9 protein-coding genes and 3 rRNA genes are annotated in these 13305 nt (G+C 39.7%); 3 read left to right on the top strand and 9 right to left on the bottom strand.

Annotation, left to right across the window (positions count from 1 at the left end; genetic code table 11):
• Positions 1-141: 141 nt before the first annotated feature.
• From I6F10_RS19295 to purL, 4 genes are all read right to left on the bottom strand, one after another.
• The gene (locus I6F10_RS19295) at positions 142-471 is read right to left on the bottom strand and encodes a YdbL family protein (RefSeq protein ID WP_002961068.1); all 330 of its coding nucleotides are present in this window, start codon (positions 469-471) and stop codon (positions 142-144) included.
• An 11-nt stretch (positions 472-482) separates the two neighbouring features.
• Entirely contained in the window at positions 483-680 is a 198-nt protein-coding gene (locus I6F10_RS19290; protein ID WP_007378800.1) for a YnbE family lipoprotein, read from the bottom strand.
• Positions 681-682: 2 nt separating this feature from the next.
• Positions 683-3133: an intermembrane phospholipid transport protein YdbH family protein gene (locus tag I6F10_RS19285; protein ID WP_197099268.1), complete on the bottom strand. Its 2451-nt coding sequence runs from the start codon at positions 3131-3133 to the stop codon at positions 683-685.
• Positions 3134-3455: 322 nt separating this feature from the next.
• Positions 3456-7346, bottom strand: coding sequence for a phosphoribosylformylglycinamidine synthase (gene purL / locus I6F10_RS19280; RefSeq protein ID WP_197099267.1), 3891 nt, complete (start codon positions 7344-7346; stop codon positions 3456-3458).
• A gap of 211 nt (positions 7347-7557) precedes the next feature.
• On the opposite strand from purL, the gene mltF reads away from it, so the two are divergent.
• Together mltF and I6F10_RS19270 are read left to right on the top strand one after the other, a co-directional pair.
• Positions 7558-9066, top strand: coding sequence for a membrane-bound lytic murein transglycosylase MltF (gene mltF, locus I6F10_RS19275; protein ID WP_165744243.1), 1509 nt, complete (start codon positions 7558-7560; stop codon positions 9064-9066).
• Between the two features lie 163 nt (positions 9067-9229).
• On the top strand, positions 9230-9397 hold the full coding sequence (locus I6F10_RS19270) for a hypothetical protein (RefSeq protein ID WP_007584688.1): 168 nt from the start codon (positions 9230-9232) through the stop codon (positions 9395-9397).
• A 2-nt stretch (positions 9398-9399) separates the two neighbouring features.
• Here I6F10_RS19270 and tadA read toward each other — a convergent pair whose 3' ends face one another.
• Entirely contained in the window at positions 9400-9915 is a 516-nt protein-coding gene (gene tadA / locus I6F10_RS19265; protein WP_197099266.1) for a tRNA adenosine(34) deaminase TadA, read from the bottom strand.
• Between the two features lie 178 nt (positions 9916-10093).
• Here tadA and I6F10_RS19260 point away from each other — a divergent pair, with 178 nt between their 5' ends.
• On the top strand, positions 10094-11398 hold the full coding sequence (locus I6F10_RS19260; protein ID WP_010554383.1) for an inosine/guanosine kinase: 1305 nt from the start codon (positions 10094-10096) through the stop codon (positions 11396-11398).
• A 37-nt stretch (positions 11399-11435) separates the two neighbouring features.
• On the opposite strand, the gene glsB is transcribed toward I6F10_RS19260, so the two are convergent.
• The 4 genes from glsB to I6F10_RS19240 all read right to left on the bottom strand — a co-directional run.
• Positions 11436-12359, bottom strand: a complete 924-nt coding sequence (gene glsB, locus I6F10_RS19255) for a glutaminase B (protein WP_002961081.1) — start codon at positions 12357-12359, stop codon at positions 11436-11438.
• Positions 12360-12711: 352 nt separating this feature from the next.
• Positions 12712-12826 (bottom strand): 5S ribosomal RNA (gene rrf, locus I6F10_RS19250).
• Between the two features lie 128 nt (positions 12827-12954).
• Positions 12955-13069, bottom strand: a 5S ribosomal RNA gene (rrf, locus tag I6F10_RS19245).
• Between the two features lie 146 nt (positions 13070-13215).
• Positions 13216-13305: ribosomal RNA gene (locus I6F10_RS19240) — 23S ribosomal RNA — on the bottom strand; the annotation flags it as partial.

Here is a 13305-nt window from a genome sequence, read left to right as displayed (position 1 = left end):
CAATGCCAATCCATAACTGGAATCTGACATTGTCGCAATTGGCCATCCACTTCGAAGGTAGATTAGATGGTGTGCTAGATATTTAGCAATTTAGGCTGACACAGAATTCTGAACGCCCTCGAACAAGACAATAACAAACGCTTATTTTTTAACCCAGTTACCATTTACTTCAACGTAATGACCACTTTGGGTTTTTTCAATTGTTTTAGCGGCAGCAAGTGCTTCTACTTGTGAAAGCGACAAGTTATTCTTTTTAGCGAGCTTTAAGTACTGCGCTTTACGCTTTGCATTTATGTCATCAACAACGGCTTTTGCCTCTGCGTTTTGTACAACAAGTCCTAAATAACCAGAGCTATCCTCACCGACTAAACCTTGGTTTTTAGCGTCATCAAGGCTAATAGCCCACGCAGAGAACGACATACATACTGCACTAACTAACGTAATAATGTTTAATTTTTTCTTCGTATTCATGTTCTAGCTCCTTAAAATAACTCACTGTCGTCACTAAATAAATTGTCGAGTTCTTTATCTACTTTTACGCGAATTTCGTGATCGACCTTCACATTTAAATTAATAGTAATGGGCTCTTTAGCAGACACCTCAACACGATGCGTGCAAGCACTTAGTGCACTAATAGCACTCAGTGCGAGCAGTACTTTTATCAATAACGACTGTCTCATTATTAGTTTCCTTTTTGTGAGTATTGTTGCTCAACTTTTTGTGTAATTTCGTCACTTAAACGTAGTGCGCGTAAAAGTGTAAATACGTTTTCTTCGTGGTTATAATTAAAGTTAACCTGCTGCTGCTCTGCTTTATTATAGCCTTGCAAATTAACCCCTAGTTTTAACCAACCATCATTTTTTAGTGCCACACTGCTATTAAGTTTTTGAATATCTAAATTAGTTAATAACCCTAACACAGGTTGTAACTCTTGCTGTTGCTGCATTACTGAATCAAAAGCGGCATTATTGGTAATTTTTAAATTACCTGTTCCTTGGCTAAATAAGCTTCCGTCAATTATCTCAATTTTTCCACTATCAAAGTGAACCGGTAAAGACCCCGCCAAGCGTCCCGTTAATACAATGCCCGACTTATCGTCGAGTGTAACAAGTTTGCTTGCATCAATATTTTCAAACTTAACATTAGCAACTTGGTTTGGCTTCCCTACTGTGTAGCTATCTAATGAAAACTCGCCACTAAACACACTTCCTTTTACATCATTTATAAGCGCGGTATTGTTATTAACTTGCCATTGACCTTTAATAGTTTTAACTACGGCACCGGCTCTAAATTCATTTAAATTAAAGGTAGTTGGTTTTACATTAAGCTTACCTGAATTATATTCCCCGCTAAATGTACTGCTTAAATCACTCGCAAGGTAATCGTTATACAATGCACTTGTATGACTAATCCCTATATTGAACAGTGCATTTTGTAAGTTTATATCGCCACTAATATAGCCATTAAATTCGCCCTCTGTTAACTGTGCAAGTGGCTCAAATTGACTAATAAACGCATTTAACGACAGCGCACTTTGTTCAGGAATAACCACTTCAAATGGATGAGCTTGCGACGACATATGATGATTTATCACTAACTCAACATCGTTTATAAATGCGTGATGCGTGGCTTTTAGTGCACGGCTTTGCAAGCCCGTAGACTCTACTTTTATATTATTAAGTTTTATGTCGGGGCTATTAACAGCCTTTATATTCGTTTTTGCTGTTAGATCAGCAAATAACTCACCTACGCCTAAATTAGCATTTGCTGTTAATGTGTTACTTATATCTGTGACTTTAAATTCTTTATATTCTGCGCTTTTTAATTGCTGAGTTAACGCTACCTCTGCGTTTAACTGTTTATCCATTTTTGCTGTTAAATCACCTTGGTATTGCACTGCACTTATATCAAACGCATCTATACTATTAAGCGTTAATTTAGCATTTATAAGCCCAATTGGTTTTGAGTCTATAAACTCACTTATATTAAAGTGACCACTAAGGCTAAGCCCATCCGCTGTTGCGGGTACAAACTCAGGTAAATTTTCAAGCATAACGACGTAATCGCCTTTAATTGCAGCGTCAGATAACTGAGCATTAACGCTAATATTATTTATATCAGGTGTATTTATTTGAGCTGACAAAGTTGTCTGTAAGTCTTCAAATGGAGATGTAATATTTAGTGTTGTATCTGTTATTAAAATATCAAATTGCTTATCGCCCACGCTTAACAAATTAATTGCAGGAACACTGAGCTCACTAGCCTCTAAGCGAATTGATTGAGGGAGTTTAAGTTGCCAATTTAAAGGCACTTGTTTGCTAATAAAGCCTGCATATTCACTTGGTGGAATTAACTCAGTACAGCTTGGTGTTAAATTAATTTTGTTATTAAGCAAATCGGTATTAAACATTAACGCTTGGCTATTTAAATTAAAACGCGTCGCCAATTTACCAGTGGCTAATACGTTAACTTTGCACTGCTCATACGTGTGAGCAAACTGGGAGCTAATATCGCCATTTAACTCAAGTTCTATACCATCAAAGCTAAATGCTTGCTGAGTATTAAAGTTAAAATCTGCTATTAATGTATTTTTAGTGTTTATAACGTGCTTTAAAAAAGTGTCATTAATTTCAAACTGACCCCTTACTTTATTAGCAGTCAAAATTGCACTTGCGTTTATATCACCTGAGACATTAAATTTATTTAGTTCGGGTTCTAATATGCTTATTTTAAGTGGCTTATTGAGCTCATCACTTTTTACTACAAGCTGTTTAATATTGATTAATGGGCGATTTAAGGGAAGTGCTAAATCGAGATTTTTAGCAAGCTGATTAGCATTATCACTTTTAGGGAGTGGATTAACTGTTAGCACTGCATTTTCAATATCTACACGCTTTGTATTTGCAGTAATACCAGTAAGTTGTAATTGTTGATTTTGATAATTTACACACACTTTATCAGCATGAATATTTAGTTCAGACGTGATTGAAAAATCAAGGCAGTTTAATGTGACACCCGCTTTTTCGAGCTCAGGCGCTATAACCCACTGTAATAAAGGTAAACGAAATACATAACTAAGCAGCAAGGTACTTAGCAATAAAACGCCAACAATTAAACCAATTCGCTTAAACATACTATCCTTAAATGCTTTGTGCTTTTAGCTATACNGCTTAAACATACTATCCTTAAATGCTTTGTGCTTTTAGCTATACTAATACCAACCTGCATAAATCTTTGATCAATTTAACGAATTAAATTGCACTATAACGTCGTTAAAAGTTTTTTATTTAGAACAACTAGATATAAAAACTTTTGCCTAGTTCTAGCGTAATTTTCTTAACGTTAAATAGACCCCATATATAAGCAGATTGGTATAATCAAAAAAGGCTGCACAATGCAGCCTTTTTAATTTTACTGTAAGATTATGAATCTAACTTGTATAAACGTAAATATAATTAACCTACGTTTTTACGTGCGTTACGGAACATACGCATCCACGGGCTATCCTCGATCCACTCATCTGGATGCCAAGAGTTGGCAACGCTTCTGAATACACGTTCTGGATGCGGCATCATTACAGTGGCACGACCATCAGTTGACGTAATACCTGTAATACCTTCTGGAGAACCATTAGGGTTAGCTGGGTACTGCGTTGTAGGGTTACCGTAGTTATCTATAAACTTAACCGCTACAGTGCCGCTATCAAGCGCCGCTTTAGTGGCTGCATCGTTTGCAAACTCAGCATTACCTTCACCATGAGAAACCGCTATAGGCATACGCGAGCCAGCCATTCCGTTAAAGAACACAGACGGATTCTCTTGTATTTCTACTAAACTAAAGCGTGCTTCAAAACGCTCTGATTTATTAGTTACAAAGCGCGGCCAATGTTCAGTACCAGGGATCAACTCTTTTAACGTTGATAACATTTGGCAACCGTTACATACACCTAAGCTGAAAGTATCTTCACGGTGGAAAAAGTTTTGGAACTGATCGCGTGCCATGTCGTTAAACAAAATAGACTTAGCCCAACCTTCACCCGCACCAAGTACGTCACCGTATGAGAAACCACCACAGGCCACTAAACCTTTAAATTGCTCTAGTGTTAAACGACCTTCTAAAATATCGCTCATGTGTACATCAACGGCTGCAAAACCTGCGCGATTAAACGCCGCCGCCATTTCTAAATGAGAGTTAACACCCTGCTCACGTAAAATAGCCATTTGCGGTTTAGCACCGGTTGCAATGTATGGCGCTGCTATATCTTCATTTAAATCAAAGTTAAGTTTTACGTTTAAGCCTGGATCTTTTGCATCAAACTTAGCATCAAACTCTTGCTTAGCACACTCAGGGTTATCACGGCGTGCTTGCATTTGATATGTTGTTTCAGCCCAAATAGTACGAAGCTCAGTACGCGTATGATTAAGTACCGTATTTTCGCCACGGTTAAATATAATCGTATCGTCACTGTTAAGCGTGCCAATATTGTGACTAATGGCTGCTATACCATGTTGTTCAAACACCGCATTTACTGCATCTAAATCAGCATTTGCTACTTGGATTACGGCACCTAGCTCTTCGTTATAAAGCGCTTCAATGTCAGAGCCTGTTAAACCAGCTAAATCAACCGTTACACCGGTATGACCCGTAAACGCCATTTCAGCAACCGTGGTAAATAAACCACCGTCTGAGCGGTCATGATAAGCAAGTAATTTACTATCGGCCACAAGCGCTTGCATTGCGTTATAAAAGCCTTTTAATAACTCTGGGCTATCAACATCAGGTGTTACATCACCCAGTTGCTTATAAACTTGCGCAAGGCTTGATGCACCCATGCGGTTTTTACCCGCACCTAAATCAACTAATATAAGCGATGTATCGCCTTTATCTGTGCGCAGTTGTGGAGTTACTGTTTTACGTACGTCGTCAACACGACCAAACGCAGTTATAACCAGTGAAAGCGGCGATGTTACTGACTTCTCTTGTGAGTCACCTTCATCTTTCCATGTCGTTTTCATCGACATAGAATCTTTACCTACAGGAATAGTTAAACCAAGCGCAGGACAAAGCTCTTCGCCTACGGCTTTAACAGCTTCATATAAACCAGCATCTTCACCTGGGTGACCCGCTGCTGCCATCCAGTTTGCCGATAACTTAATGTTTTCAAGGCTACCAATATTTGCACAAGCAATATTAGTTAACGACTCTGCCACAGCTAAACGAGCAGATGCACCGTAATTAAGTAATGCAGCCGGAGTACGCTCACCGAGTGACATAGCTTCACCGTGGTAAGTATCATACGTTGCCGCAGTTACAGCACAGTTAGCAACAGGTACTTGCCAAGGACCAACCATTTGGTCGCGCGCTACTAAACCCGTAACTGAGCGATCGCCGATTGTTATTAAGAATGTTTTTTCTGCAATGGTTGGTAAACGCATTAAGCGCTGCGCTGCATCTGCTGCATTTATTGATGTGATATCAAGCGCTTTGCCAACAACTTGCTTTGACGTTACATCGCGGTGCATTTTAGGTGCTTTACCTAATAATACGTCCAGCGGCAAATCAACAGGGTTATTTTTAAAGTGGCTGTCTGACACTGTTAAGTGAGGTTCAGCTGTTGCTTCACCAATAACAGCGTACTGGGCACGTTCGCGCTTACAAATTGCTTCAAAGCGGTCAAAGTCCTCTACGCCAACAGCGAGTACATAACGCTCTTGTGATTCATTACACCAAATTTCGTGTGGTGCCATGCCTGGCTCATCGTTAGGGATGCTACGTAATTGAAACTTACCACCACGTCCGCCATCATTAACAAGCTCAGGAAACGCGTTAGATAAACCACCGGCACCTACATCATGGATGAATGCAATTGGGTTTTCGTCACCAAGCTGCCAACATTTATCGATAACTTCTTGGCAACGACGTTCCATTTCTGGGTTTTCGCGCTGTACTGAAGCAAAGTCTAAATCTTCGTTTGACTGACCAGAGGCCATACTTGATGCAGCACCACCGCCTAAACCAATGTTCATTGCAGGCCCGCCTAGCGCAATTAACTTAGCGCCAACAGGAATATCACCTTTTTGAACATGATCAGAGCGAATATTGCCTAAACCACCGGCAAGCATAATTGGTTTATGGTAACCACGCACTTCTTCACCATTATGGCTTGTTACTTTTTCTTCGTAAGTACGGAAATAGCCTAACAAGTTAGGACGACCAAACTCATTATTAAATGCAGCGCCACCTAGTGGACCTTCTGTCATTATATCAAGTGCGTTTACAATACGACCCGGCTTACCAAAATCGCTTTCCCACGGTTGCTCGTAACCTGGAATACGTAAATTTGATACAGTAAAGCCAACTAAGCCTGCTTTTGGCTTAGAGCCACGACCAGTTGCGCCTTCATCGCGAATCTCACCACCAGAACCTGTAGCAGCACCTGAGAATGGCGCAATAGCTGTTGGGTGGTTATGAGTTTCAACTTTCATTAGTATTTCAATGTCTTCTTGATGATACGCATATTCACCTTGCGCATTTGGGAAGAAGCGACCCGCTTTTGAGCCTTTCATTACTGCCGCGTTATCTTTATACGCCGACAATACATTTTCAGGATTTAGCTCAAACGTATTTTTAATCATTTTAAACAGCGATTTTGGCTGCTCTTTACCATCGATTGTCCAGTCAGCATTAAATATTTTATGGCGACAATGCTCTGAGTTCGCTTGTGCAAACATAAACAATTCGATGTCGTTAGGGTTACGTCCTAACTTTGTAAAATTTTCTACTAAGTAGTCTATTTCGTCATCAGCAAGCGCAAAGCCTTGCTCAACATTGGCTGTTGCTAGTGCTTCGCGTCCACCACCTAAAATATCGACAGACGACATTTGGCGTGGGGCATCACTGCGAAACAGCTGAGCCGCATCTTCAAGTTCATTGTGTGTGGCTTCAGTCATGCGGTCGTGCAATAACGCAGTTACTTGTGCAAGTTGTTCTGCGTTTAAATCACCTTCAACATAATAAGCAATACCGCGTTCAACACGGTGAACCTGCTTTAAACCACAGTTGTGGGCGATTTCGGTAGCTTTAGATGCCCAAGGTGAAATGGTACCTGGGCGAGGTGTAACAAGTACAAGTTTGCCAGCTGGGGTATGCTCAGCAATAGTTGGACCGTAAGTTAATAGTTTTTCAAGCTTGGTTTGCTCAGAGCTACTCAACGGCGATGTTAAATCGGCAAAGTGAGCATACTCGGCGTATACGTTAGTGACTGGAAGTTGCGATTGTTGGCAACGCGCTAAAATTTTATTAACTCTGAACTCTGAAAGTGCTGGTGCACCACGAAGGATCAACATAGGTAATTTCATCCGGGGTTAGGGATTGAACGATATTTTAGGCACGCATTATAGTCCAATTAGCATTCAGATTTAACTCAAAATTACGCTTTTCATAAAATTAACTTTTTAGCTTTATTTATAGCCTCTTTTGGTTAATAAAATAAAAGGTAAAGTGACGCGATGGCTTAGTTTTGCTATAACGGTGGCTGGCGAGCTTAAGGGGCACTCAATGTTCAAAGAAAAACTAATAATAATCATTACTTTAGTTATGCTGTTATGTGCATGTGATATGCAAGAGCAGCCAACTCAACTCGCCCAAATAAAAGAACAAAACAAAATACGTGTGGGTACACTTGCAAGTGCTAGTAATTATTATCAAGCCGTTCAAGGTGAACAAGGCTTTGAATATGAGCTATCTCAAGCATTTGCTGAATATCTAGGTGTAGAGCTTGAAATAGTGCCATTTTTTAACTTATCCGATATGTTTGAACGCCTGGAAAGCGGCGATTTAGATTTAATTGCCTCAGGACTTACCTATAATAAAACCCGTGCAGAGCAATACCGTTATGGACCAACTTACAGAACAATCAGCCAAAAGTTAGTTTATAAGCAAGGACGTGTTCGCCCTCGAGAGTTTGCCGACTTAGATGGCAACTTTACTGTTATCGCTAAAAGTAGTCATTCGCTTACTCTGCAAAAAATGAAAAAAAACAATCCAGATCTTACTTGGATAGAAAGCGAAGAGTTTGATGAAGAAGAACTACTTCAAGCAGTTATTGATGGCGAAATAGATTACACACTCGCTGATACGCATACCCTATCGCTGTTTCGACGTTATCATCCAAATTTAAGTATCGGTTTTTCTGTTAGTCATAACGACCCGATTGCATGGATACTTAATAAATCAAAAGATGATTCTTTATACTCCTTATTAGTGCCATTTTTTGGCGATATAAAACAGAGTAATCAGCTCTACGTACTTGAAGAAAAATACTTTGGCCACGTGCGCCAATTTAACTATGTAAATACCCTTGCTTATATCGAAGCTATCAAAGAAACCTTACCAACATACCAACCATGGTTTGAACAATATGCTGGTAGCCTTGATTGGCGTTTATTAGCGGCACTTAGCTATCAAGAATCTATGTGGAATCCTCGCGCTAAATCGCCAACAGGCGTTCGCGGTATTATGATGCTAACCCGCAGTACAGCAAAACAAGTAGGTGTTACCAACCGCTTAGAGCCAGAGCAAAATATTCGCGGTGGTGGTAAGTATTTAAGTAAACTGATTAAGCGTATTCCTGATAGAATTCCTCAACCTGATAGAACATGGCTTGCACTAGCGGCTTACAATGTAGGTTGGGGGCACGTTAACGACGCGCGTATAATTACCGAGCAGCAAGGCGCAAGCCCTGATAAATGGGCTGATGTAAAAAAACGCTTACCGCTGTTAATTAAAAAGCGCTATTACCGTAAAACTCGCTATGGTTATGCGCGTGGCGATGTAGCGGTTAAATATGTTGATAATATTCGTCGCTATTACGATGCACTTGTTTGGCTAGATGAGAATAATGCTATTGCTGTAGAACCTGAACCAGAACCAATCACAGAGCAGAGCACTGATACCGAGCTAAAGCTAAATGAAGAAAGTGACGAAAAAAGTAACAAAGATGAAGCGCAAACAGAAAAACAACAGCCTATAATTGAGCCCGAACAACCGAGTGAAAACAATAACTAAGATTTGTATAGGTATCAGTTTTTTGAGCAAGCCAGTAAGCAAAATTTAAGTAAATTAAATATCTGTTTACTTGTCATCAAATGATCACTAATGTGTGTTAATTGTATATCATTATTTTATAAGATATACCCGTGCCTTTCTCACTCTTGCATTAGGAGAAAACATGCTAAAACGTAGACGCACACAAAGATTAAAACGCAATGTCATTTATTCAACGGCCACACGTCGTCGTGTTATGTTGCGAAAACTACACAAAAAAATCATCTGGCGTCGCCGAATGTTTGCTATGCAGCAAATGGCTGAATCAGAAATAGAGCCAATCGCTAGTTAGCTTTAGTTAGGCTTATTTATTTGTTCATCACGAGCAGCTTTCTTAGCTGCTTTAATTTGCGCTCTTCTACGTTTAAAAAAATTCGAAATAGTATCACCGCACTGCTGTGCCAAAACACCACCACACACCTCAACTTGATGATTTAACTTAGGCTCTCGTAATAAATTCATAATTGAACCCGCAGACCCTGTTTTAGCATCGACTGCTCCAAATACTAAACGCTTTATTCTGCTATGCACTAACAATCCCGCACACATAGAACAAGGCTCTAACGTTACGTATAGGGTGCAATCAATTAAGCGGTAATTGTTAAGGACTTTTCCAGCTTCTCGCACTGCAATCATTTCGGCATGGGCAGATGGGTCATTATCCGTTATTGAGCGGTTATACCCGACTGAAACTAGCTGGTTATCTTTGACTACAATTGCTCCAACCGGAATTTCATCAAGCAGCTCTGCTTGCTTTGCATACAAAAGCGCTTGTTCCATCCAGTAGGAATCATCAAATGGTTCGTTCATTATTTCTACTTAAATAACCTTTTATGCTGTAATTATACCTAGTTAGCACTCTAAAGTGCGCCATTCATTACTTTATTCCAAAAATAAAACAATATTTACCCGTTTGTAATGGCTCACTCGTGCTGATTTACGCTATAATCTCACGCTTTTTTTATTTAGCTCACAACACGGGTAGCAAATGAAATTTCCTGGACGCCGCAGGCATAAACATTATTTTCCAGTGGAAGCCAAAGATCCACTTACCAATCAACTTAACGCAACAGAGCGATTACAACGTAGTTATATTACGGGTATCGATCAGATCGTTGTTGATATAGAGGCAAAAGTTGATCAAGCTTTCCTTGACGAATTTCAACTACGTAGAGGGATGTCGCAAGTTATTGATAGCGATACAACAAACGCCTTATACGATCGTTTAAAATTAAACAATATGGTTGATTTTGAGTTTGCCGGTGGAACCATTGGTAACACTATGCACAACTACTCTGTACTTGCAGATGATCGCTCAGTTTTATTAGGCGTAATGAGCGAAAATATAAAAATAGGTAGCTACGCTTACCGTTTTTTATGTAATACCTCAAGCCGTGTAGACTTAAACTACCTTCAACCAGTTGATGGGCCTGTAGGCCGTTGTTTTACATTAATTGATGAAACCGGTGAGCGTACTTTTGCAATAAGTGCAGGCCTAATGAATCACTTACGTCCTGAATCTATCGATAAAGACCTTATTGAGAATTCATCAGCGTTAGTGATTAGTGCCTATCTTATGCGTACTCAAGGTAGCGAAACAATGACTGAAGCCACTATGCAAGCGGTAAAATACGCTAATGACGCAGGTGTGCCAGTTGTGCTTACACTCGGTACTAAGTTCTTAATTGAACAAGACCCTACTTGGTGGGCAAACTTTGTTGAAAAGCATGTTGATATTCTTGCTATGAACGAAGAAGAAGGTTTAGCTATTACAGGTTTTGAAGATCCTCTTCTAGCTGCTGATAAAGCACTTGATTGGGTAGACTTAGTTATTTGTACCGCTGGCGAAAAAGGCTTATTTATGGCCGGCTACGTAGACGAAAGCTTAAAGCGTGAAACCGAATACCCGTTACTACCAGGCGCCATACCTGATTTTAACCGTTACGAATTCTCACGAGCTATGCGTAAAGATGAGTGTGATGAACCTATCAGAGCATATAGTCATACGGCCCCATTTATGGGTGGACCTGATTCAATAAAAAACACCAATGGTGCAGGTGACTGCGCACTTGCGGCTGTACTACATGATTTGTCAGCGAATGTTTACCATAAGCTTAATGTGGCAAACTCAGCTAAACATCAGCAACAAGCTATTACTTACTCGTCACTATCGCAAATTAGTAAATATGCTAACCGAGCGAGCTATGAAGTATTAGTTCAGCACTCTCCGCGTTTATCTCGTGGTTTACCTGAACGTGAAGATTGTTTAGAACAAGTTTATTGGGAACAATAAATAACGGTGGGAGCAATTATTGCTCCCTATCGATTTCCTAAAAAATAGAAATATCGAGCTTTTTAGATAGCAGTTCTAATGCTGCTATTCCTGCAACGGAGTTACCAAACGAATTAAGCCCCGGAGAATAAACAGCTACAGTAAACTTATTTGGTAACACAGCTAAAATAGTCCCTGACACTCCCGATTTACCTGGCATACCTACTCTGTAACCAAAATCCCCCGCAGCATCATATAAGCCACTGGTAAATAATAGCGAATTAAGCTGCTTATTTTGACGGCTACTTAAAACACGATCGCCCGATCGATTATCAACACCTTTATTTGCTAAAAAATTATAAGCTTTGGCTAATTCAATACAGTTGAGCTCAATAGAACAAAAGTTAAAGTAAGACCATAAAACATCATCGACTTCATTTTCAAAATTACCAAACGACTTCATTAAATGTGCCATAGCAGCATTACGGTGTCTAAATTCATACTCAGAATTAGCGACTTTTTTATCAATCACTATCCCTCTATTACCAGCTAACAACCTAAAGGTCTCGAGCATAGAATGCATTGGTGCAGATAAGCGGCTGTATAACGCATCACACGTTACAATTGCGCCTGCATTTATGAAAGGGTTACGAGGGATCCCTTTTTCAAACTCAAGCTGTGTAAGCGAATTAAAGGCAGTACCTGAAGGCTCCTTTCCAACTCGATGCCAAAGTTCATCACCATAACGTTGCAGTGCCATAGTAAGTGTCATAACTTTTGAAACAGACTGAATGGTAAAACGTTGAGAGCAATCCCCCGCACATACAGTTTTACCATCAGTTGTATAAATAGCGATAGAAAATTGCTCAGGATCGACCTCTGCAAGGGCCGGTATATAATCAGCTACTTTTCCTTGTGATAATAAAGGGCGTACTTCATGTGCTATTTCATCAAGCACCTTTTGGTAATCAGCTGTAGGCAAACTAGACCTCTATATCATCATTCATAAAAATTGGATTTTAGCACGCGCGAATAGACGCAACTAGTTTTGTTGTTGAATTTAAAGGGGGATGTTTTTCTTAATTTTAAAAAGCAAAAAAAACGTCACATTGCTGTAACGGGTTTCTCTTAATTAAATCCTAGTAATGTCGTACTGCCCACAGCGGTAGAGAGTCACATAGCAAATGCTACACTATCTTTGTGTCGGGGCGTCCTTCTGCGGGGCTCGCCTTAGAACTATTTTATTTCGCCACTGAGTTCGGCATGGACTATTTACAAAATTACAAAAAGCAAAAAACCCGTCACATTACTGTAACGGGTTTCTCTTAATTAAATCCTGGTAATGTCCTACTTTCACATAGCAAATGCTACACTATCATCGGCGCTGTTTCGTTTCACTACTGAGTTCGGCATGGAGTCAGGTGGGTCCAAAACGCTATTGTCACCAAGAAAATTCTTTTCAATTTTCTTATTTTAATTATTAAGGTTAAAGTCCTTCGACTGAATTTGAAGCCTGGTAATGTCCTACTTTCACATAGCAAATGCTACACTATCATCGGCGCTGTTTCGTTTCACTANCCTGGTAATGTCCTACTTTCACATAGCAAATGCTACACTATCATCGGCGCTGTTTCGTTTCACTACTGAGTTCGGCATGGAGTCAGGTGGGTCCAAAACGCTATTGTCACCAAGCAAATTTGGGCGTTAATTCGTATCGCTACGCATTAACTGAATTTGGAAAATATCTGATAATATTTTTTAAGTCTTTCTTTAAGTAATTTCTACTTTAGTTATATTAACTTCTGTCAAACTGTCGCATAAAACGCGTTTGGCGTTGTATGGTTAAGCCTCACGGGTAATTAGTACAAGTTAGCTTAATGGCTCACACCACTTCCACATCTTGCCTATCAACGTTGTAGTCTTCAACG

The sequence above is a fragment of the Pseudoalteromonas sp. SWYJZ98 genome, from assembly GCF_015864495.1.
Lineage (GTDB): Bacteria > Pseudomonadota > Gammaproteobacteria > Enterobacterales > Alteromonadaceae > Pseudoalteromonas > Pseudoalteromonas distincta.
The sequence above is the reverse complement of the archived record's forward strand: the minus strand, read 5'-3'. Positions and strand labels throughout refer to the sequence as shown.